The sequence below is a fragment of the Anaeromyxobacter oryzisoli genome (genome assembly GCF_022690765.1).
Taxonomy (GTDB): Bacteria; Myxococcota; Myxococcia; order Myxococcales; family Anaeromyxobacteraceae; genus Anaeromyxobacter; species Anaeromyxobacter oryzisoli.
In genome coordinates this window covers 1-22302 of sequence record NZ_JALCZA010000076.1, presented here as the reverse complement: position 1 = coordinate 22302, position 22302 = coordinate 1, and the positions used below count along the sequence as shown (strand labels likewise).

General features: G+C 74.9%; 16 protein-coding genes. 3 read left to right on the top strand and 13 right to left on the bottom strand.

All coding sequences use genetic code 11. From position 1 onward, the window contains the following. The 11 genes from MNZ27_RS18745 to mutS form a co-directional block, all read right to left on the bottom strand. Nucleotides 1–672, bottom strand: a 672-nt coding sequence (locus MNZ27_RS18745; RefSeq protein WP_242395623.1) for a type VI secretion system ImpA family N-terminal domain-containing protein, incomplete at its 3' end; no start/stop codon positions are given. An 11-nt stretch (nucleotides 673–683) separates the two neighbouring features. Beyond that, on the bottom strand, nucleotides 684–1607 hold the full coding sequence (gene tagF, locus MNZ27_RS18740; protein ID WP_242395622.1) for a type VI secretion system-associated protein TagF: 924 nt from the start codon (nucleotides 1605–1607) through the stop codon (nucleotides 684–686). A gap of 13 nt (nucleotides 1608–1620) precedes the next feature. Further along, complete coding sequence (gene tssM / locus MNZ27_RS18735; RefSeq protein WP_242395621.1) at nucleotides 1621–5238, bottom strand: type VI secretion system membrane subunit TssM; 3618 nt, start codon at nucleotides 5236–5238, stop codon at nucleotides 1621–1623. 18 nt (nucleotides 5239–5256) lie between these two features. Beyond that, nucleotides 5257–5934 (bottom strand): DotU family type IV/VI secretion system protein, encoded by a 678-nt coding sequence (locus MNZ27_RS18730; RefSeq protein ID WP_242395620.1) that lies wholly within the window; start codon nucleotides 5932–5934, stop codon nucleotides 5257–5259. A 21-nt stretch (nucleotides 5935–5955) separates the two neighbouring features. Continuing rightward, nucleotides 5956–7317: a type VI secretion system baseplate subunit TssK gene (tssK, locus tag MNZ27_RS18725; RefSeq protein WP_242395619.1), complete on the bottom strand. Its 1362-nt coding sequence runs from the start codon at nucleotides 7315–7317 to the stop codon at nucleotides 5956–5958. A 22-nt stretch (nucleotides 7318–7339) separates the two neighbouring features. Next, on the bottom strand, nucleotides 7340–7795 hold the full coding sequence (tssJ, locus tag MNZ27_RS18720) for a type VI secretion system lipoprotein TssJ (protein ID WP_242395618.1): 456 nt from the start codon (nucleotides 7793–7795) through the stop codon (nucleotides 7340–7342). Next, nucleotides 7792–9492 carry a serine/threonine-protein kinase gene (locus tag MNZ27_RS18715; RefSeq protein WP_242395617.1) on the bottom strand — a complete coding sequence of 567 codons (1701 nt, stop codon included), beginning with the start codon at nucleotides 9490–9492 and terminating at the stop codon, nucleotides 7792–7794. The genes tssJ and MNZ27_RS18715 overlap by 4 nt, the downstream gene beginning before the upstream one ends. 164 nt (nucleotides 9493–9656) lie before the next feature. Further along, nucleotides 9657–10622 (bottom strand): hypothetical protein, encoded by a 966-nt coding sequence (locus MNZ27_RS18710; protein ID WP_242395616.1) that lies wholly within the window; start codon nucleotides 10620–10622, stop codon nucleotides 9657–9659. 85 nt (nucleotides 10623–10707) lie between these two features. Further along, a complete protein-coding gene (locus MNZ27_RS18705; protein WP_242395615.1) occupies nucleotides 10708–12090 on the bottom strand; it encodes an FHA domain-containing protein in 1383 nt (460 codons plus the stop codon). Beyond that, the gene (tssH, locus tag MNZ27_RS18700; protein WP_242395614.1) at nucleotides 12087–14690 is read right to left on the bottom strand and encodes a type VI secretion system ATPase TssH; all 2604 of its coding nucleotides are present in this window, start codon (nucleotides 14688–14690) and stop codon (nucleotides 12087–12089) included. The genes MNZ27_RS18705 and tssH overlap by 4 nt, the downstream gene beginning before the upstream one ends. A 432-nt stretch (nucleotides 14691–15122) precedes the next feature. Beyond that, nucleotides 15123–17825 carry a DNA mismatch repair protein MutS gene (gene mutS / locus MNZ27_RS18695; RefSeq protein WP_242395613.1) on the bottom strand — a complete coding sequence of 901 codons (2703 nt, stop codon included), beginning with the start codon at nucleotides 17823–17825 and terminating at the stop codon, nucleotides 15123–15125. Nucleotides 17826–17909: 84 nt separating this feature from the next. Between mutS and MNZ27_RS18690 the strand changes: the two genes are divergently transcribed. Further along, on the top strand, nucleotides 17910–19586 hold the full coding sequence (locus MNZ27_RS18690) for an ABC1 kinase family protein (protein ID WP_242395612.1): 1677 nt from the start codon (nucleotides 17910–17912) through the stop codon (nucleotides 19584–19586). 66 nt (nucleotides 19587–19652) lie between these two features. On the opposite strand, the gene MNZ27_RS18685 is transcribed toward MNZ27_RS18690, so the two are convergent. Further along, nucleotides 19653–20558: a hypothetical protein gene (locus MNZ27_RS18685; RefSeq protein WP_242395611.1), complete on the bottom strand. Its 906-nt coding sequence runs from the start codon at nucleotides 20556–20558 to the stop codon at nucleotides 19653–19655. A 120-nt stretch (nucleotides 20559–20678) separates the two neighbouring features. Between MNZ27_RS18685 and lexA the strand changes: the two genes are divergently transcribed. Then, nucleotides 20679–21368: a transcriptional repressor LexA gene (lexA, locus tag MNZ27_RS18680; protein ID WP_242395610.1), complete on the top strand. Its 690-nt coding sequence runs from the start codon at nucleotides 20679–20681 to the stop codon at nucleotides 21366–21368. A gap of 132 nt (nucleotides 21369–21500) precedes the next feature. Continuing rightward, nucleotides 21501–21710, top strand: coding sequence for a hypothetical protein (locus MNZ27_RS18675; RefSeq protein ID WP_242395609.1), 210 nt, complete (start codon nucleotides 21501–21503; stop codon nucleotides 21708–21710). A 45-nt stretch (nucleotides 21711–21755) separates the two neighbouring features. On the opposite strand, the gene MNZ27_RS18670 is transcribed toward MNZ27_RS18675, so the two are convergent. Then, on the bottom strand, nucleotides 21756–22302 hold a 547-nt coding region (locus MNZ27_RS18670; protein ID WP_408629700.1), incomplete at its 5' end, for a type II toxin-antitoxin system RelE family toxin.

The following is a 22302-nucleotide window of genomic DNA, read 5'->3' as shown; positions in this document are numbered from 1 at the left end:
CGCCGGAGCCGCGGGGACGGCCGCCGGGACCGGGGTCGAGGACGCGGCCGCCGCCGTGGCTGGCGTCGCTTCGGCGGGCTGCGGGGGCGGCGGCGGCGGCGCGGCCTGCTGGGCGTCGAGCGCGAGGCGGCCCACCGCCTCGAGCAGCGGCCCGACCGCGGGCGACTGCTCGGCGAACCTGGCGCGCACCACCTCCGAGAGCCGCCTCGTCGCGGCCTCCAGCGCGGCCACGATCTCGTGGTCGCCCGCGCCCACCCGGACGCCCTCGAGCGAGCGCTGCGTCCTGTCGAGGAACCACTGCACCGCGTTGACCCGCCCGCGGATGCGCTTCAGCTCCGGGAAGGCCGAGTCCCAGTACCGGTCGAGCAGATCGGCCACGAGCGTCGCGCCGGTCGCGAGCCCCTCGACGCCGCCGGTCACGTGGAGCGCGTGCGCGAGGTACGCTGCGACCACCACGTCCTTCGACCGCTTCTCGAGGATCCCCGCAGCGCCGACGGTGACCCGTTTCCAGTCCACCTCGCCGCCGGTGACGGCGTCGAGCTTGCCGACCTCCTCCGCGACCGCCTGGTACTCCGGATCGAGGCGCGCGGCGACTCCCGCCGGAGAGGGGCCGGGGATCGGCTCGAGCCAGGCAGTGCAGCGTGCTCGAGCGGGCTCCAGGAGATCGGACACGGCGCTCCTCCTCAGGCGGCTGCGGCGGCGGCGACGAGCGCGTCCACCGTGGTGTCGGGGTCGTCGAGCGCGCGGCGGGCGGCGATCGACAGCCGGCCGCGGCCGCTCTCGATTGCGGCGGGCTGGGCGTTGCGGAGCGGCCAGACCTTGTTGCTCGCCCTCGCGGGATCGCAGAGGTACGCGAGGAGGCCCGTGGGCGGCGCGCCGAGCGCCACCACCACCCGACCCGGCGCGCCCTCGGTCCAGAGGAACGGCGGGGGCGCGGGCCACCGGAGCGCGCGCCGCGCGAGCTCGAGCCACGCCCATCGGTCCACGTCCCGCTCGGCGGGGCAGTCGAGCGCCAGCGCCGCGCGCCCGGGCTCGCGGCCGCGCACCGGCGACACCGCGGCCTCGACGGTGGCGAGCGCGTAGCCGAGCGAGCCAGGAGGGAGGTCGCCGAAGAGCCGCCGCCCGAGCTCGACCGCGCGCAGCGCGCTCGCCTCGCGGCGGAGGGCCTCGTCCGCGCGCGCGAGGTCGCCGGGCGCCGGCGCGGGGAGGGATCGCGCGCGCGCCGCGACCGTCGCGCCGTCGAGCCCCGCCGCCTCGCCGAGCAGTGCGGCGGCGGCGTCGAGGAACGGGCGGTGCGCGGCGGGGACCGCCGCCCAGCGCGCGCCGACGTCCGCCGGGGGCAGCGTCGCGAAGGCGCAGAGCGGGAACCTCCGGCCCACCTTGTCCGCGGAGGCCACCATCGCGCCCAGGACCACGCTCTGCGCGCCGGGACTCCGGAACAGGAACCGGACCGGGGAAGCCGGCAGCCTCAGCGCATCCCGGTAGACCGGAGCGATCGCCTCCTGGAGCCAGCCGACCAGCGCCTGGACGGCGGGGTCGGCGATGTTGCTCCGGAAGAAGTCGCCCTGCGCGGGGAGCTTGCCGAAGAGGCCGATGGAGTCGTGCATGCGCGCGCCCGAGCTAGTTGCAGCTCGACCCTCCGTTCCCGATGTTGGAGGGCGGGAGGACGCCTGCGCGGAACGGCGCCATCAGGCGCGGCGTCACGCCGGGCCGGCGCAGCCCGAAGAAGGGCGCGTCGCTCCGCGCGGCGCGGAAGTCGACCGTCACGCTGGACCCGAGGGACGGGAGCGCCCAGGTGATCGCGAAGTCGCGCGCGCCCGGAGCGCCCTTGAGCTTCCCGACCTCGATGAGCCGGTAGAGGCCCCACTCGCCGTCCTGCTGGACGACCTCCTCCTGCCCGTTGGCGGCCTTCACGCGCAGCGAGGCGCCGGGCGTCTTGCCCTGCCCTGGCCAGACGATCTTGTGCCACTCCTCGGGGCCGTTTCGGTAGTCGAACTTCTGGCCGTCCACCTCGAGCCAGACCACCGCGACGCCGGGGGTCGGCCGGATGCGGACCGACACCTCGACCTTCGGGTCGGTGGCGCCGGCCGGGAAGAGGACCGACGTGACGTCCTGCGCCCGCTTCAGGAAGCCGAGCAGCTCGGGGCGGAAGCCGGAGGCGCCCCCGAGGTGGCGGGCAAACTTGAAGCCGTCGCCGGCGCGCTGGATGTCCGCCTTGAGGGCCGCGTCGTAGAAGCCCCAGACCACGCCGCCGGGCCGGAAGAACTCGGCCACGTCCGCGATGGCCGCGTCGTCGCCGTCCCGCGAGAACGGGTAGCGCCCGGCGAGGCTGCGCCGGAACGGCTGCGCCACGGTGGAGCACCACTCCATCGACGCCCCGCTCGCCGCCTGCTTCGCGGTGTCCCGGCTCGCCGCGTCGAGCGGCGGCCAGAGCAGCGCCTCGAGACGCGGGCGCCAGCCGATCTGCGCGCCGTCGATGAGCGCCCGGATCTTCGTCCGGGCCGCCTGGACGCGCTCCTTGAGCGGACCGGGATCGGCGCCGTCGAGCGTGTCGCGGAGCGCGTCGCGGACGAAGGAGAGCTGCTCGAGGTAGAGATCGAGCGGTGTGCTGCGCTGCTGCGGCGAGCCGCCGGCGCCGCCCGGGGCGGGCGGGGCGCCGGGGGCGGGCGGCGCGGCGATCCCGAAGGCCAGGAAGGGCTCGAAGGTGCGCTCCACGTCGAGCGGCCCGAGCTCGCGGGGAGCGCTGGGATCGCGGTACGCCGCGGCGACCACCTCCGCCTGCCCCCCCAGCTTGCTCCTGAGCTTCCCGAGGACGCCCTCGCCCGTCTTCTCGATCGCGCCACCGAGGCCGGCGATCCGCACGTTGTAGTCCACCGCGCGGAAGAGGCGCGGGAGCGGGGGCGGCTCGCCCCGCGTCAGCTCCTGCAGCACCGGGAGGGCCCCGCCCCCGGCCGCGACGTTCACGTCCGTCGCGTCGAGGAAGCGGCGCCACTCGTCGATGTAGCGCTCGAAGTAGCGCGACCGGAGCTGCTTGGCCGCCTCGGCGAGGCGCTCGTCCTGATCCTTCCCGTCGCGCGCCAGGACCCATGGCTCGAGCAGCGCGGCGGGATCCTCGAGCCGGGCCTTCACGGCCTCCTCCCACGCCTTGCGCGTGAAGGCGCCGCGGACGCGCGCCTCGTTCCGCAGCACGGGGACGGTCTCGCCCAGCAGGATCGGGAGCGTCAGGTCGTAGCCCTTCCCGTCCTGCTCGCGGACGAGCTTCTCGATCGCGAGGGAGGTGAAGGAGACCCGGCCGAGCACGATTCGCATCCGGCGCACGAGGTCGTCGTAGCGGGTGAGGGCGAGCGTCGGCTCCTGCGCGAGCAGTCGCGCGAAGAGCACGGCGCTGGCGGCCACGCGCTTCGCCGTGGCCGGATCCCGCTCGCCCGGGCCGCCCGTCCATCGCTCCATCACCCGCTCCGCGAGCCACTGCTGGTCGGCGACGGAGGTGCGCGGCTCGCCGCTGGTGCGGGGGCCGGACAGGAGGAGGTGGAGCTTCAGCCGGTCGTAGTAGGCGGCGTAGTCCGCGTCGGCGGGGAGGCCGGCGGAGGACTCGTAGGCGCGCGCGAACCGATCCATCTCCTCGACCTCGACCGCGTAGACCGGCTCGACGAGGAGCCGCCGCACCGCGGCCGCGTAGAGGGTGCGCACGCCCGGCAGGAGCTCGGCGCCCTGGTACATCCCGAGGCGCATCGACCACGGGGCGCCCTCCTCCTCGAACCGGAGGAGCAGCTCGAGCCGCGCGCGCAGCGGCTCGATGGTCGAGAGCTTCGGCGTCGCCTGCGGCTCGGCGAGGCTCGCCGCAACCTGCGCGACGATGTCGCGGGTGGAGCGGACGAGGCTCCGGTTCAGGAGGAACGACCGGAGCGGGAACGCGAACAGCAGGAGCGCGGCGGCCACGCCCAGCGCGGCGAGCCCGTAGCGGCGGAGCTGCTGCGTCCGGAGCGCCTTGGCGCTCCGGACCGCGAGGTCGCGATCCGGGAAGACGATCTTCTTGAAGACGTCGCCGAGGAAGTAGCTCTTCGCCTCGAGGACCGGCGCGGCCTCCCCGGACGGCGCCTGGATGCCGAACGCCTGCGCCATCGAGCCCATCACCCGGTCGATGGTCCGCCCCTCCTGCGTGCCGCTCGTCAGGTAGGCGCCGCGCATGACGGGCGTGTCCTGGTAGACGTTCTCGGTGAAGAGCGCCTCGACGAACGTCGCCATCGCGTCCCGGAGGGCGGCGAGCTGCTGCGGGAACTGCCAGATGCGCTCGCGCGCGGGGATGCTGCGCTCCTCGGCGAGCCGCGCGAGCGCGCGCTCCTCGACGACGAGGGTCAGCTCCTCGAACTTCTCCCGGAACGCCTCCGCGGGCGGCCCGGCCTCACCGCCGACCGGGAGGGTGAATCCCCAGACCTGGCCGCGGTCCTGCTTGCGCAGGTCGGAGAACATCTCCACGAACCCAGGGACCAGGTCGCACTTCGTGAAGAGGACGTAGGCCGGGAGCACCATCTGCAGGCGCGCCATGACCTCGTCCATCCGCTCGCGGATCCGCTTCGCGAGCTCGACGATCCCCTCCTCCGACTCGCCCCCGAGATCGCCGACGCTCACCGCCACGATGAGGCCGTTCACCGGCTTCCGCGGCCGCGTCCGCGCCAGCATGTCGAGGAACGCGGTCCACTCCTCCCGATCCTCCTCCTCGACCGCGTAGCGGCCGGCGGTGTCGAGCAGCACCGCCTCGTTCGTCAGCCACCAGTCGCAGTTGCGCGTGCCACCGACGCCCCGGACGCCGCCGCCGCGCCCGGAGAGGTACGGGAACTGGAGCCCGGACGCGCGGAGCGCGGTGCTCTTCCCGGAGCCCGGCGGGCCGATGATCATGTACCAGGGGAGGACCGCCAGCGCGTCCCGGCCGCCGCGGGCCAGCTTGGACGACTTGAGCGCGGCGACAGCCTTCTGGAACTCCCCCTGCATCGCGTCGATCTCGGCCTGCTGATCCGGCCGGATCGTCTCGGCGTGGGCGCTCGCCTGCGATTGCAGCGTCGCCTCGATCTCGCCCGCGGCGCGGCGGGCCTTGTGGCGGCGCCAGACGACGAGCGCGACGAGCGAGAGCCCGACGACGACGGTCACCACCACCGCGATCCAGGCCGGGACGGGGAGGAGGAGCACGACCGCCCAGACGGCGGCGACGACGACGAAGGCGAGGATCGATGCCAGCAGCATGAGGTCCCAGGCTCCGCGCTACGGGGTGACGGTCGCCGCGATGCGGCTCACGACCGTGTCGGTGCTGCTCGACAGCGAGATCCGGAGGCCGACGTAGAGGACGAGGGCCGCGAGGAGCGCCGCGCCGGCGATGGCGAGGATCGGGCCGGCGCGCCGGCCCTCGCCGAGCCCGCCCGTGGGCCGATCCCCGCTGGGCGACAGGACCTCGGGATCGCCCTGGCGCGCCCGCGCCAGCTCGCGGCCGAGGCCGTCCGTGATGCCCATCAGCTCCAGCTCGCCGCCGCGCACGCGGTAGCGCCCCTGGAACCCGAAGGCGAGCGCGAGGTAGTACGCGCGGGCGAGCTCGGCCCGCCGCGGGTCCTTGCGGATCGCCTCGAGCCGCGTGAAGAACTCCTCGCCGGCCACGTTCTCGTGGAAGAACTGGAGCTGGAGCGGCTGGGCGCTCCAGAACGCGCGCAGCTCCTCCGAGGCCTTCGAGAGGACGATCTCGTCCGCCAGGGCCACGACGGGGTACGCGAGGTCGTTCGCCTCCTCGCGCCCGAGGCCCGCGGCGGCGGCGCGTTGGAGCAGCGCCTCCACGAAGGAGCGCAGGCGCACGTGCAGCTGCTCCGGCGCGCCCAGGGAGCCGTCGGGCGCGGCGCGGAGCTGGCTCAGCGCGTTGAGGCAGTCCTTGGTGATCTCGGTGACTCGATCCATCGTCTCTCCACGGCGCGCCGGCTACCGCGCCTGCGGCGGGGCGCCCGTCAGGGCCAGCAGCTCGACCTTGGCGCGGCTCGCGTCGAACGGGGGCGGCAGGTAGAACACGAGCGTCCGGTCGGCGACGACGTTCTTCCAGAGCCGCTCCGCCGGCGTCACCAGGAAGTAGACGACGCCGGGCCGCTGCGGGAGCTCGGGCGGCGGCCGCAGCGTCGCCTGCAGGGGCAGCCCCGGCGCGGCGGCCTGCACGAGCGACTGGATGTCGGTGAGCGCCGCCGCCTTGCACAGCCGCGGGAGCTGCTCCGCGACCTGGTTCTCGGGGATGTCGCTCTTGACCGAGAGGAAGAGCGGCACGCCGCGCAGGAGCCGCTCCTCCTGCACGCGGGCGACGTGGAGCCCCGCGCGGACCTCGAGCGGCACGCGGAGGAACTGCTCGAGCGCGAGCCCGCCCAGGAACGCCTGGATCCGCGCGAGCAGCGGCTCGAAGGTCGACCGCAGGTCGGCGTGGTTGAACTTCGGGAGCGACGCCACCTCGGCGTCCGGCGAGACGGCGGCGAGCTGCGCGGCGAGCTGCTCCAGCGCGAGGTACGCGTCGAGCGGCGAGACGTCGCCGGTCTCCGCCACGTGCGCGAGGGCGGGGTACGCGCCGCTCACGACCACGAGCTGGAGCATCCGCGTGAGCTCGGGCGCGCTCACCGCCGCCGCGCCGGGGCGGGAGCCCGCCAGGTCGCGCTGCTTCGCGAGGAGGCGCGTCACGAGCTCGCGCAGCGCCGCGAGGAGCCGCGGCGCGCCGGCGACGCGGAGGAGCGGCGGGACGTACGCGTCGGACACCGCGAGCTGGCCGGTGCCGGTGCGGACGAGCTCGGCGATCTTGATGGTCTCGTGATCGGCGCGGGACTCGTTCCCCAGCAGCAGCGCGAGGTTCGGCCGGGCGAAGGCGACCGGCGCGCCCGCGCCGGGCCGCGTCGCGTCCTGCACCTCGCGGGTCGCGACGGCGTAGCGCGCGTGGAGCCCGTCACCGCCCGCCTCGGCGTACGCCGCGACGCCGTCCCGGTCGAGCGGGACGGCGAGGTGGACGTCGAGGCTGCGCGCCGAGGCCGGGAAGTGCGCGCCCACCTCGCGCGCCGGGGGCGCCTCGCCGTCCTCCTCCGAGAACGCCGCGACGAGCCCGTCGCGGAAGACGCCCTCGAACCGCTGGAGCCGCAGCTGACCGGACGCGAGCGCCGCCGCGTCGATCTCCAGCGCCGCGACGCCCCAGGGATGTGGGGCCAGCGCGTCGAGCCGCGCAGCCAGCAGCGCCTCGTGGTACCGGTCCTGCGCCTGCAGGTGCTGCGGCGCCAGGAACGTCCCCTCAGACCAGACCAGCCTCTGCGGCGTCTTCATCCCGCGCTCCCTCCGTCGCCCCTCACCGGCGCTCGATCCGGTACTCGTCGATCGCCAGCGTCAGCGTCGCCTCCCGCCCCTCCGCGGGGAGCTCCACGAGCTGCCGCCAGGCCAAGCCGGTCGGGCGCCGGAAGAGCCCGACCACGAGGAGCGCGCGCGCGCCCTTCTCGCGGGTCAGGGTCCGCTCGATCCGCTCCCCCGGCTGGACCTGCAGCTCCTCGACGCCGAGCAGATCGTCCTCGAGCGTTGCCTTGGGATCGCGGACGAGGTCGAGCATCTCGGCGGCGCTCGCCTTGGCCGTCGATCCCACCTGGAAGACACGCACCGCGGTCGGCAGGGACCGCCCCTCGTCGTCCGGGTTGAGCCGTTCGCCGGCGACCACCGTCAGCCGCACGGGCCTCGGCGTCTTGCCGCCTCCCCCGGGGAGGAGGCTGCAACCGGAGACCACCATCACGAGCGCGAGCGCTGCTTTCCTCATCGGCCTTCCTTCGTGGATTGCGGAGCTCGACCGTCGACCGGCCGAGCCTCGACCGGCCGGGGCGGGACGAACGCGCGAGCTCCTGGCGCGCCGCCGAGGTTCAGGCGGACCCCGTCGTCCGGCGCGGCGGGCGGAGCGGCGAACGGATCGCTCGCCACCAGCAGGTAGACGACGAGCGCCACCGCGGCGATCCCGCCGCCGATGAAGGCGACGAGGGCACCCGCGCCGAGCCCGCGGCGGGCGGTCGGCGCGGGCCGGGCGCGGCGGGCGCCGGACCGCGCGTGCGCGGGCGTCCGCCGCTCTTCCGACGCTTCTCGCGAGGGCGGCGGCGCCTCCTCATGTGGCGCGGGCGTCGAGAGCGGGCGAGCCGCGGGCGTCACCTCCTCCTGCGGCGCAGGCGCCGGGAGCGGGCGCGGGGCAGACGTCGACGGCTGGCGCGGCAGCGGCGTCGTCGGCTGGCGCAGCGGCGCCCCTTCCTGTGCGGGCGCGGGCGCCATCGGGCGGCTCGGCAGCGGGGTCGTCGGCTGCCGGAGCCCGGCGGCGTCGCCCGGCGCGGGGAGGTGGGACGACGGCTCGCGCGGCGCGGCCGTCGGAGCGGGGCGGTCGAACCGCACGACCCGCGGTGCCTCGGGGGCGCTCCGCGCCGGGCCGCCGGACGGCGGCGCGTTCGAACGCACCGCCTGGAGGACCACCGTCGAGGAGCGTTCCGGGCGCGGCGTGGGACGATCGTGTCCGGCGGAGCCGCGGCAGGCGAGGAGGTCCTGCCGCATCTCCTCCGCGCTCGCCGGCCGATCCGCTCGATTCGACGAGAGGGCGCGCTCGACGAGCGCCTCGAGCCGGGGCGCGACCTCCAGGCCGGGACGCCGCTGGCGAAGCGGGATCGGGGCGGCGCTCGGCCCGGCGAAGCCCACCGCCGTCCCCGCGTCGAACGGCAACCGTCCCGAGAGCAGCTCGTACAGGATCACGCCCGCCGCGTAGAGATCGCTCCGCCCGTCGAGCGCCTCGCAGCGCGCCTGCTCCGGGCTCATGTAGCCCGGCGTGCCGCACACGATGCCGGAGCCGGTGAGCTGGGGAGCACCCTGCCCTGCCCCCGTGAGCTTGGCGAGCCCGAAATCGAGCACCTTCACGAAGTCGGGCTCGTCGCGGCGCGTCTCGATCATCACGTTGGACGGCTTCAGATCGCGGTGGACGATCCCGCTCGCGTGGGCATCGGCGAGCGCTGCGAGGATCTGCGCGACGATCCGCACCGCTCGGTCCGCGTCGACGGGCGCCTCGTCGGCGAGGAACCTCGAGAGGGGCCGGCCCGCGAGGTACTCCATCGCGATGAAGAGCGTCCCGTCCTCCGCCTGGCCGACGTCGAGGATGGTGATGCAGTTGGGGTGCTTGAGCCGCGACGCGGCGCGGCCCTCCCGCTGGAACCGCTGGACCATCGTCGGGTCCGAGAGGAGCGACCTGTCCAGGACCTTCAGCGCCACCTCGCGGTCGAGGGCGACGTCGTTGGCCCGGTAGACCTGGCCCATCCCGCCGCGCCCCACGAGCCGGCTCACGAAGTACCTGCCGGCGATCGTGCGACCGATGAGCGAATCACCCGCCTCGAGGGGTCGCTGCGGCTGCGGCTCCGGCGCTGGCGCCGGAACGCCGCAGTACGGGCAGAAGTTGGCCCGCGCCGCGACCTCCTGGTGACATTCCGTGCACACGAACCCCATGGTCCCGCCCCCACCCCGGGTGATTACACGCGGAGGATAACACCCAATTGCGTGCGGAGGACAACTACGGCGTGCAGTTCCTGCAGCGGGATATCGCGACGGCCAGATCGGACGACGTCACGGTCGGTGCGGCACCATGTCGCACCCTGCGTGCGCTAGTCCTTGGAGTGCATCCGGACCCAGAGCGATGGCCCGCTCGTCACGAGGCGCCCCTCGGCGAGCTTCACGGTGAGCCGCGACTCCGCCTTCCGGAACAGCCGGGGCGGCGCGTTGGGCTGGCGCGGATCGAGGTCGTGGACGACGACCTGCTCGTCGACGCTGAAGCCCTCGGCGCCGAACGAGAGCGACCCGTCGAGGCGCGTCCGCCGCTTCCAGCCGGACGGGAGCCGCTCGGCCTCCTCCCGACCGAGGTAGAACCACGCCGGGCCGGCGCACACGCCCGCCGCGTTCACCAGGGCCGCGGGCGAGAACCGGCCGCCCACGAGCGGCATCACGCGGGCGGCGCGGACGCAGGTCGCCGGATCCGCGCGCGCGCAGCTCTCCCCCTCCGCGACCAGCGCCTCCGTGGTGCCGAGCCGCTCGAGGCGGAGCTTGGGGCGGACGACGTTGGCGCGGAGGGTCCCGATGGCGCGGACCACGAGGCGCCGCTGCTGCACGGTCACCACGGCGACTGGCCCGAGCCCCTCGCCGCTCGCGAGGCGGTTCGTGACGATCCAGACGAGCCGCTCACCCTCCGGGAGCGGCGCCACGACCACGTCCGCCTCGCCGAGGGGGTGGTCCGGGAGGAGCGCCCGCGCGACGGCCGGGTCGTCGCACGCGAGCGCCGGCGCCTCCCAGCGGATCTGGCGACCGGTGCAGTCCACCGCCGGCGCGGTGGCGCGGCCGGTCTCGGCGTCCCAGCCGCGGAGCATGAGCTGGAGCCACTGCGTCGTCCCGGGCTCCGCCTCGACGACCGGCGCGGGCGGCGGCGCGGGCCTGACGCCCGGCTCGCCGTCCTCTCCCGCGCTCTGGGGGGCCGCGGGCTGCGGCCGGTCCAGCTCGCAGAGCGCGGCGCCGCTCCACGGGTGCGGCGCGGCACACGCCGCCGAGAGCAGGACGAGGGTCACCAGCGAGAGGCGCACGGGCAAGAGACCTCCGGAGCGGCGTTCGAGGGTGCGGCGCCGGACCCGAGGCCGCCCTTGGCTCGGCCCGGCGCGTCGAGGCTGGCTAGCCTGGGCGTGGCGTGGAGTAGTCGTCCGGACCGTCGGGGGGCGGGGCGCGGTGGCCCGCCACGGCGGCGTAGGCCCGGGCGAACGCCTTCCCGAAGAGCGCGTCGGAGAACGCGTGGTCGTCGTCGGCGAGCGCGGCGTACGCCTGCACGAACGCGCGCCACTGGGCTCCCTCGCGCAGCGGCTTCACGCCGAGCGAGATCCGCCCACCGCCCTCGTCGAGGGCCGAGGTGATCGCCTCCGGGGAGAGGCGCTGGAGCAGGTCCTTCGCGCCCGCGGTGACCGCGTTCAGCAGCGCGACCTGGTGGATCATCAGGTCGGCGAAGGCGCTCGCCAGCTCCTGCGCGCGCGGCGATCCCGCCGTCGCCTGGAGCAGGTACCCGAGGAGCTGCCGCGCATCCCGGATCCGGCCGACCGCGCCGTCGCCCTGGGGGACCCGGACGCCCATCTCCTTCCCGAACTCGTCGTAGCCGCGCCGCAGCTCGAGATAGGACTTCACCGCCGCCTCGAGCACCTCCGCGAGGGTCCCGAGGAACGCCTCGATCTCCCCGCGCCCGTCGAGAGGCACGCCGCCGGCGACGTAGGTCTGCGCGAAGGCGCGGAGGATCGGGAGCGCGGGATCCCCGGCCGGCGCGGGCCTCGCGGGCACCTCGGCCGCGGGCGCCGCGGCGACAGGCTCGCCGCCCGCCATCGGGAAACGCTCCGCCATGACGGCCCGCGCGCGCCGCCGCGCCGCCTCGGGCAGCGCGAGGACCGCCTGGCTCGCCGCGGCCTCGAGGTTCTCCCGCGCCTGCCGGTAAGAGTCGTGCAGGATGCCGAGCTGCCAGCTCGCGTCCTCGACCGCGCGCTGCGCCGCTTCCTCGACCTCCCGCGGGACCGCGACCGGCGCGGCGGCGGGCGCCACGGGCGCGGCCGGCGGCGGCGCCGGAGCCGGAGCCGGCGCGGGGCGCGCGTCCGCGACGGCTGGCGCGATCGGCGCGGAGGCGGGGCGGGGGTCCGCGGCGGGCGGCGCGATGGCGCGCATCGCGAACTGGGTCTTCGGGCGCACGGGCTCGGGGCGCTGCTCGGGCGCGCCCCAGGAGAGCGTGATCCGGATCGGGCCGATGCGCAGGTCCGAGCCGGGCGCGATCGGCGCCGGCACGTTCCGCTCGAGCTTGACGCCATCGAGGAACGTCCCGTTCGTGGAGCCGAGGTCCACGAACCGGATCCCGTCGGCGTCGAACTGGACGAGCCCATGCCAGGTCGAGACGAAGGACGCCTCGACGACCAGGTCGTTGAGCTCCCCGCGCCCGACGCGCACCGGGGACTTGATGAAGGCGGACCGCGTCGAGACGCGGCGCTCCGGGTCGTCGACGTGCACCAGCAGCGGTCGGTCGCTCATGCGCGGGCCTCCCCGAAGTCGAAGTTCCAGTCGCCCGACTGCGCGAGCCCGACGGCGACGCGGCCGGGCTTCTCGCCGGCGACGAGCTTCTCGAGCAGCGCCCGGGACAGCGCCGGCATGAGCGAGCCCCGCAGGACGTGGTCGATCTCGCGCGCGCCCGCCTCGGGATCGGCGCACCGGGCGGCGAGCTGATCGAGCAGCTCCGGCGCGAGCTCCCCGCGGATGCCGTGGCCGTCCGCCAGGCGGCGCACGAGCGCTCGAAGCTTCAGCTCGGCCACCTCGCGCAGGACGTCCCGCGGCAGGGGCGCGAACGGGACGACCGACATGCGCGCCAGGAGCGCCGGCTTGAAGTGGCGGCTCAGGAGGGGGCGGACGAGCGCGCGGAGCTCCTCGTCGGTGGGCCGCGCGCCGTCCGCGAAGGCCTCCATGATCAGGTCGGAGCCGAGGTTGGAGGTGAGCACGACGAGCGTGTTCTTGAAGTCGATCTCGCGCCCCTCGCCGTCGGTGAGGCTCCCCTTGTCGAACACCTGGTAGAAGAGGTTCATCACCTCGAGGTCGGCCTTCTCGCACTCGTCGAGCAGCACGACCGAGTACGGCCGCTGCCGCACCGCCTCGGTGAGCACGCCGCCCTCCCCGTACCCCACGTAACCTGGCGGCGAGCCGATGAGGCGCGAGACCGAGTGCTTCTCCTGGAACTCGGACATGTTGATGACGGTCATGAACCGCTCGCCGCCGTAGAGCAGGTCGGCCAGCGCGATGGCCGTCTCGGTCTTCCCCACGCCGCTGGGGCCCACGAAGAGCAGAACCCCGAGCGGCGTGCTCGGGTTGCGGATCCCGGCGTGGGCGATCCGCAGGGCCTCCGCCACCGCGCGGATCGCGGCGGGCTGCCCCTTCACGCGAGCGCCAAGGCTCTGTTCGACCTCGAGGATCGCCTGGAGCTGGTCCGTCCGCATCTTCGCGACCGGGACGCCGGTCCAGGCCTCCACCACGCGCGCGACCGCGTCGGCGTCCACCTCGGCGTGGACGAGCGGCTGCTCGCCGCGGGCCGACGCGAGCTCGCGAGCGGCCCCGGCGATCGCCTCGGGATCGCGGGCCGCCGCGCCCCGCGCGGCGCGGAGCTTCTCCACCGCCGCGCGCTCCGCGCCGAGCCGCGTCTCGAGCGCCGCCGCCTCGGCGCGCGCCGCGGCGATGCGGTCGTCGATCGCGCGGGCGGTGCCGTCGTCGGCGCGGTGCCCCTCCGCCACGTCGCGCACGATCGCGTCGCGCTCGCGCTCGAGCCCCGCGATGCGGAGCTCCAGCTCCGCGAGCGCGTCCGGCCTCGCCTGCAGGGCGACCTTGACCCGGGCCGCCGCCGTGTCGAGCAGGTCCACCGCCTTGTCGGGCAGCTGCCGTCCGGACAGGTAGCGACGCGAGAGGCGGACCGCCTCGACGATCGCCTCGTCGCGGATCGTCACCGCGTGGGCCCGCTCGTAGACCTCGCGGAGGCCGCGCAGCATCAGGATCGCGTCGTCGTCGCCGGGCTCGTCCACCTTCACCGGCTGGAACCGGCGCTCGAGCGCGGCGTCCTTCTCGAAGTACTTCTTGAACTCGGACCAGGTGGTCGCGGCGATGGTCCGCAGCTCCCCGCGCGCCAGCGCCGGCTTGAGGAGGTTCGCAGCGTCTCCGCCGCCTGGGGCTCCCCCCGCCCCGATGAGCGTGTGCGCCTCGTCGATGAAGAGCACGATGGGCCGCGGCGAGGCCTTCACCTCGGCGATCACCGCCTTGAGCCGGTTCTCGAACTCGCCGCGCACGCTGGCGCCCGCCTGGAGGAGCCCGAGGTCGAGCCCGACGAGATCCGTGTCGCGGAGCGCCTCCGGAACCTCTCCCGCCGCGATGGCGAGCGCGAGCCCTTCGACGAGCGCGGTCTTCCCGACGCCGGGCTCGCCCACGATGATGGGGTTGTTCTTCCGGCGCCGGGCGAGGATGTCGATCATCTGCCGGATCTCGCGGTGGCGCCCGAAGATCGGATCGATCTTCCCCTCCCGCGCGCGCTGGGTGAAGCTCGTGCCGAAGCGTGCGAGGGCCTCGCGGCCGCCCTCCACCGGCGCGCCTGCGGAGGCGCCGGCGTCCGGCGTCCGGAGCACCTCCGCCGACTCTGCGGACGGCGCGATGACCTCGTCGAGGTCGCGCTTCACCTGATCGAGCTCGAGCGCACCGAGCTCCGGGTAGGTCTCGCAGGTGTAGCGATCCGGGCGCGCGACGAGCTGGAGGAGCAGGTGGCCGGTGCGGAGCGCGACCGCGCCGAGCTCGACGGACGCGAGCAGCCAGGCGTCCTCGATCCAGTTGAAGACCGCCTCGGAGATGACGGGCCGCCCCGGGTTGCCCTGCTTGAGATGCCCGAGCTCGCGCTCCACCCGGCTCCACAGCCGCCGCCGGTCGACGCTCCAGCGCTGGAGGATGCGCGCGGCGTCCCCGTCGTCCGGCTCGAGGATGGCGGCGAGGAGGTGCTCGACGGCCAGCTCGTAGTAGCCCCCCTGGGCGGCGCGTCCCACCGCCGCCTCGAGCGCCCGCGTCGCGCTCGGCGTGAGCTTCCGGACCAGTGACTTCGGATCGACGCGCATCTCCCCCTCCACGCTCGGTACGCGCGCGTGGCCACCCGTTCGAGCGCACCCGCACGAAGCGTAGGAGTATGCCGGCCGGTCGCACCGAGGTCACGTGCAAAACCGTCCGGCCGCCGTGCGGAAAGCCGCCCGGGCCCCGTCGACCGACGGTGGAAGCGCAAGGCTCCGGCCGAGCACTCCAGGAAGAAGAGCTCAAGGCCAGACGAGCGGTGCGCGAAGTCCGAAGCGCGTTCGCACCGCTCGCCGGAACCGGCCGGCTCCTACCGGAACACGGCGTCGTAACCGCGCTCGAGGACCGTCAGCGCACCGATGCGGATGTCCATCATCATCGGCCGCGTGCACGGGCATGTTGCGCGGCAGGAACGGCCTACCCCCTATCCCGATTCCGCGCGCTCGACCGACCGTCGCCCTCCCCGGGCGGCGCGTGACGCGCTACCCGAGCCGCTTCCTCCAGCCGGCGAGGAGGTTCAGGGCGTCGAGGGGCCGGAGCGTGTCGAGATCGAGGCCGCGCAGCTCCCGCGCGATCGCCTCCGCGGCCGGATCGGCGGGGACGCCGAACAGGCCGAGCTGGCTCGCGACCTCGCCCTTCCCGCGCCGGCCGCGCGCGAGCGCGGCGTGGCCGCCCTCGTCCACCTCCATCGACTCGAGGTTCTTCAGGATCTCCCGGGCGCGGGCGAGGACCTCCGCAGGGAGCCCGGCGAGCTTCGCGACCTCGATGCCGTAGCTCCGGGAGGCGCCGCCCTCGACGAGCTTGCGCAGGAACACCACCCGCTCCCCGACCTCGCGGACCGCGACGGTGACGTTCCGCACCGCGGGGTGCTCGCGGGCGAGGTCCTGCAGCTCGTGGTAGTGCGTCGCGAAGAGGGTCCGGCACCCGGTCACGTCGTGGAGGTGCTCCGCGACCGCCCAGGCGATCGAGAGGCCGTCGAAGGTGGAGGTCCCGCGGCCGATCTCGTCGAGGACCACCAGCGAGCGGCGGGTCGCGTTGTGGAGGATCGCCGCCGTCTCGGTCATCTCGACCATGAAGGTGGAGCGACCGCGGGCGAGGTCGTCCGAGGCGCCGACCCGCGTGAAGATCCGGTCCACCAGCCCGACCCGCGCGCGCCGCGCCGGGACGAAGCTCCCCATCTGCGCGAGCAGGGTGACGAGCGCCGTCTGGCGCATCACCGTGCTCTTCCCCGCCATGTTCGGCCCGGTGATGACGAGGAGCGCGGCGTTCGGCCCCGACCGGGCCGCCCCATCCTCGCGCGCCCCGTCCCCGGCCGGCGCATCCGCACCGGCCCCCGCCTGCTCCAGCTCGAACCGGGAGGCGACCCGCACGTCGTTCGGGACGAACGAGGCCGGTCCGTCCGGCAGCACCGCCTCGACGACCGGGTGGCGGCCGTCCACGATCTCGAGCACCTCGGAGCCGTCCACCACCGGCCGCGCGTAGCCGCGCTCCGCCGCCACGCGCGCCAGGGACAGGATCGCGTCCACCTCGGCCACCGCGTCGGCGGCGGTCCGGATCCGCGCCGCCTCGGCCACCACCGCCTGGCGCAGCTCCTCGAAGAGCCGCTCCTCGAGCGCGAAGCGCCGCTCCTCGGCGGTGAGGACCTTCTCCTCGAACCCCTTGAGCTCGGGGGTGACGAACCGCTCGCCGCCGACGGTGGTCTGGCGCCGCTCCCAGTCGGACGGCACGAGGTGGAGGTTCGACTTCGTGACCTCGAGGTAGTAGCCGAAGACCTTGTTGAAGCGGACCTTGAGCGAGCCGATCCCGGTCCGCTCGCGCTCGCGCGCCTCGAGGGAGGCGATGTAGCCCTTCCCGTCCTCGGCGATGGCGACGATCTCGTCGAGCTCGGCCGAGAAGCCGCGCCGGACGAGGCCGCCTTCCTTCAGGGTCGCGGGCGGCTCCTCCGCCACGGCCCGGTCGAGGTGGGCGGCGAGGGGCTCGAGCCCGCGCAGCCGTCCGCCCCCGTCGCGCAGCAGCGTCGCGCCGCGCGCCGCCAGGACGTCGGCGAGCGCCGGGAGCGCGAGGAGCGCGCCGCAGAGCGCGCGGAGGTCCCGCCCGGTCCCCTGGCGCAGCACGAGCCGAGAGAGGAGCCGCTCGAGGTCGGCGACGGGGCGGAGCGCGGCGGCGAGGTCCTCGCGCGCCACCGCGGAGCCGACCAGCTCGTCCACCGCGTCGAGGCGCGCGTCGATCCGGACGAGATCGGTGAGGGGGTACCGGAGGAACTCGGCCAGGCGGCGCCCGCCGGGCGCGGTGACCGTCCGGTCGAGGAGCGCGAGGAGCGAGCCCTTCCGGCGCCCCCCCGAGAGCGTCCGCTCGAGCTCGAGGTTCGTGCGCGTCGCCTCGTCGAGGAGGAGGACGTCGTCCGTGTGCAGGCGCGCGATGCGATCCACGTGCGCCGGCGCGGCCCGCTGCGTGTCCACCAGATACGCGAGGGCGGCCGCCGCCGCGGCGAGCCCGGCGGAGAGCCCGCCGACGCCGAAGCCGTCGAGCGAGGCGACGCCGAGCTGCCGCTTCAGCTTCTCCTCGGCGCGCTCGAAGTCCGCGTCCTCGCGCCGGGCCGCGGGCGCGCCCACCGCCCGCGCCATCGCCTCCACCCGCGCCGCGTCGGCGCTCGCCGCGAAGACGAGCTCCCGGACGCCGGCGCGCCGCAGCTCGTCCACGAGCCGCGCGTCGTCGGCCACCTCCCCGCACTGGAGCTGGCCGGTGGACGCGTCGAGCAGCGCGAGGCCGCCGCCGTGGGCGGAGAGCGCCACCGCCCCGAGCCAGCTCGCCTCGCGCGGATCGAGCACCTGGTCGTCGAGGACCATGCCCGGCGTGACCACCCGGGTGACCTCGCGCTTCACCAGCGCGCTCTTCCCGGGCTCCTCGACCTGATCGCAGATCGCGACCTTGAACCCGCGCTCGAGGAGCTTCGCGACGTAGCCGCGGGCGGCGTGGTGCGGCACGCCGCACATCGGCACCTTGTCGTCGCCCTTCGAGCGCGCGGTGAGCGTGATCTGCAGGGCCTCGGACGCGGTGAGGGCGTCCTCGAAGAAGAGCTCGTAGAAGTCGCCGAGCCGGAAGAAGAGCAGCGCGTCCGGGTACCTCGCCTTCGTCTCGAGGTACTGCCGCATCATCGGCGTGTGCGCCTGGGCGATCTCCGGCATGGGCCGACCGTTCTACACCGCCCCCCCGACGCCCTGCACGTGCGCGTGGCGACGGCGGGATCCCGGTGTTAGAGTCGCGGGCCGATGCTGGGGAGGGCCTTCCAGGATCTGAACCGGCTCCGCCAGATCTCGGCGGCGATGGCGCGCCACGGCTTCGGCGCGTACCTCGAGAAGATGCGGCTGCGGGACGTGCTCGGGCGGGAGGCGCCGCCCCCGGGCCAGCCGCTGCCGACGCCGGACCGCAAGACCGCCGCGCGCTTCCGGACGATGCTCGGCGAGCTCGGGCCCACCTTCATCAAGCTCGGGCAGCTCCTCTCGTCGAGGCCGGACATCCTCCCGGCGCACTGGATCGAGGAGCTCGAGGCGCTCCAGGACGCGTGCCCGCCGGTGTCGATCGAGGAGGTGCGCCGCCAGATCGAGCGGGGCCTCGGGCGCCCGGTCGAGGCGCTCTTCGCCGAGCTGGACCCCGTCCCCCTCGCGAGCGCGTCCATCGCGCAGGTCCACCGCGCGGTGACCCACCGCGGCGAGGCGGTGGTGGTGAAGGTGCAGCGCCCTCGGATCCGCGAGCAGATCGAGGCGGACCTCGACCTCCTCTACGAGTTCGCCCGCCTCCTCGAGGCGGTCATCGAGGAGACCGGCATCTACACGCCGAGCGGGCTCATCGAGGAGTTCGACCGGACCGTCCACGAGGAGCTCGACTTCTCCAACGAGGCGCGCAACGCGAAGGCCATGGCGGCCGCGGCGGAGGGGCGGGAGATCATCGTCATCCCCCGCGTCCACTCCGACCTCTCCTCCTCCACGATCCTCACCCTCGACTACGTGGAGGGCGTGAAGGTCTCCGACGTGACCGCCGAGGCCGGGTTCGACCTCGAGCGGGTGGCGCGCAACATCATCGAGGCCGCCTTCCGGCAGCTCTTCGAGGACGGGCTGTTCCACGGCGACCCGCACCCCGGGAACATCCTGGTCCTGCCGGGGAACCGGATCGCGCTCCTCGACTTCGGGCTCGTCGGGCGGCTCACGCGCGCGCAGCAGGAGGCGCTCGTCACGCTGCTCGTGGCCATCGCGCTCCGGGACCCGGAGACCGTCGCGCGCGTCCTGAACCGGATCGGCGTCCCGGAGAGCCGCACCCCCATCGCCGAGTTCCGGGAGGACATCCGCGGCATCCTCGACCGCTACCTCGGCCTCAAGCTCGACGAGATCCGGACCGCCACCCTGCTCCGCGACCTGCTCGATCTCTCCGTCCGCCACCGGATCCGGATCCCGAAGGAGTACGCGGTCCTCGCGAAGGCGTCGATCACGATCGAGGGGATCATCCGCCGGCTCTACCCCAAGCTCGACATCCTCGACGTCGGCCTCCCCTACGCGAAGGAGCTGCTCCTCTCGCGCTTCAACCCGGGCGACGCCTCGGGCGTCCTCATGAAGTCGCTGCTCAAGCTGCAGTCGCTCTCGGAGGACGTCCCCGCCCAGCTCTCGCAGGTGCTCGTGGACCTCGAGGGCGGCAAGTTCCGGGTGAACGTCCACTCCGACGCGATCGACCGGATCGGCGGCCACGTCCGCGCCCTCGGGGTGATGGTGTTCCTCGGCCTGCTCGCGGCGGGCTTCACGGTGGGCGCGTTCGTGATCCTCGCCACGGACGGCCCCCGCCTCGCGGGGCTCGGCGCGCTCGCGGCCGCGGCCCTCCTCTCCGGCGTCGCCGCGATGTACCACCTGGCGACGCTCCGCTTCCGGAAGATCTCCGTGCGCCGCTGGCTGCGGCGGTAGGCGTCTCGAGCGAGGGGCTGCGCCTTCGATCCGTCCGGCGAAGCCGGCGTGGGCGGCGGCGTCCGCTCAGGAATGCGCTCGGCGCTCCTCGCCGCAGGCGAGCACCGAGACGGTGCCGAGCCAGGCGAGATCGACGGCCGCGGCGACCGCCAGCGCGAGCGTCGCCATCATCAGGGTCGGCCCGAAAAGCACGAACGGCGGCGCCCGCGGCGCGAGCCCCGCGATCGCGTCGCCCATCGCCTCGACCGCGGCCGGGATCGTCGCGCCGGCGAGCCCCGCGCCGAGGGCGCCGAGCAGGAACGCGCCCGGGCGGCGCAGGAACCGGCGCGTCGCCGCGGCGAAGGCCTGGAGCGGGCCCTCGCCGGTGACGGCGGCGCGCGCGACGGCCGCGTCCACCCCCGCGGAGAGCGCGAGCGGCACCGCGAGCGCCAGGGTGAGGGCGAGGGCGACCGGCGCGGCGAGGAGCGGCGAGGCCTGGGCGCCGGCGACGCGGACCGCGCCGACCACGAGCGCCACCGCGAAGAGCCCGCCCCCGAGCTCGGCGATCAGGCCGAGCAGCGCGGCGCCGATCACGCGCGGGGCCCCGTAGGCGACGCCGGCCACGAACCCGCCGGGCCCCGAAGGGGCGCCGGCCATGGCGGCCGCGAGCACCGGCGCGGCGCCGGAGAGGAAGGCGACCCGGAGCACCGCCCCCGCGAGCACCCCCGCGGCCCAGAGCCCGAGCGTGACGAGGAGGAACCGCGGCGACGTCGCGGCGGCGAGCACCGCCGCGAGCGGCGCGAACGGGTCGAGCGGCCGCGCCCCCACGGCGAGGATCGCGGCCTTCAGGAGGAAGGCCCAGGCGTAGACGGCGGCGGCGAGCACGAGGAGACGCCGCAGGACGCCGACCGCGAGCCCGACGGCGACCAGCCACGCCTCCCGGACCACGCCGCGGAGCGCGAGGCCGAGGGCGACTCCGAGGGAGGGCGGCATGACCGGACGGTAGCGGTCCGTTCGCTCCCGGGCAACGGGGACCTCGGCCGGGCGGCGGCCGATTTCTTGAATCCGTCTGAACGCCGTGACAGGATACCGATGTTCAGGAGGTCACCCCACATGAACGGGCTCACCGATCGACAGCTCGAGGTGCTCCGCTTCATCTCCCGCGAGATCGAGGAGCGCGGCTACCCGCCGACCATCCGCGAGATCGGCGAGGCGCTCGACATCCGCTCCACGAACGGCGTGAACGACCACCTGAAGGCGCTCGAGCGCAAGGGCTTCCTCTCGCGCGATCCGGTGAAGTCTCGCGCGCTCATCCCGACCGCGGCGGCGCGCGAGGCGCTCGGCGGCGGAGAGGCGCCCGCGACGAACGTGGTCCCGATCGCGCGGGGCGCCGCGCGGCCCGGGGCGCGGCTGGTCGAGATCCCCATCATCGGGCGCGTCGCGGCGGGCCAGCCGATCCTCGCGCAGGAGCGGATCGAGGACACGGTGCAGGTGGACTCGTTCCTGCTCGGGACGAACAAGAAGGTCTACGGGCTGCGCGTCCAGGGCGACTCGATGATCGGGGACGGCATCCTCCCCGGCGACTACGTGTTCGTGAAGAAGCAGCTCCACGCGGACGACGGCGAGATCGTGGTCGCGATGATCGACGAGGAGGCGACCGTGAAGCGCGTCTACTTCGAGGGCGATCGGGTCCGGTTCCAGCCCTCCAACCCGCGCATGGCGCCCATCTACGTCCGCGAGTCGGACTTCCGCAGCACGATGATCCTGGGCGTCGTCGTCGGCGTCTACCGGAAGCTCGGCTGAGGGCACGCCGCCTCGCCCGTCCACCGCTCCGGCGGGGTTTGCCCATGAAGGCTGGTGGGTGCGACGCTTACGTCGCCCGCCGGCTGCGCCTATCTTCCGCAAGACGCGCGGCTTCCCCGCGACGGAGGAGCGATGGCGAAGGCGAACGCCCGGCTCGAGGCCGCCCGCAAGGGCTACCGCGCGGCGCTCGAGGCAGCGCGAGAGAACCCGACGCCGGAGGCGTGGGGAAGGCTGCTCGCGGCGGGGAGGGAGCTGTCGGCCGCCCAGGTGCCCCGGCGCCGGGGGCGCCGCGCCGGCGGGCGGACGGAGGAGCTCGCCGACAACCTCGAGGAGCTCGAGTAGGCCCAGGCTCCGCAGGCTTCGGTCGAAGCCCCGCGTTCGCCCCGGTCACTGGCGCGTCTTCGCCTGCCGGACGTAGCGGTCCAGATCCTCACGATCGATGAGCGAGAGGATCTCGATGGCATTCTGCCGCTCGCCGCGGCGATAGAGGAGCCGCACGTCCGTCGCGACCCGAACCCGGTAGTAGCCGGGCAGCCCCTCGAGCGGCAGCGCGCGCAGGCTCCCGTGGCGGTGATCCTGGGCGAGCAGGTTCGCCTGCTTGAAGGCGGCGCGCTGGATCCGGCGGTCCCAGCCCTCCAGGGAGTCGTAGAACTCGCGCGTGTAGACGGGCATGAGCCAGGTCGCGGGCGCCTCCTCCGGCTCCTCACCCTCGGTGAGCGCCGCCGGCGCGGGGCGCTCGGCCGAGGCGTCCGCGGTGGCGCGCGCCGCGCGGAGCTCCGCCTCGAGCTGAGCCTCCCGCTCCTGGAGGCGCGCCACGCGCCCGTCCAGCGCCTGCGCCCTCCCCTCCGCCTCCTTCAGCGCCGCGCGGGCCCGCTGCGCCTCCGCGGCGGCGTCGGTCGCCTGCGCCACCGCGAGCGCCGCCTCCGCGCGCTCG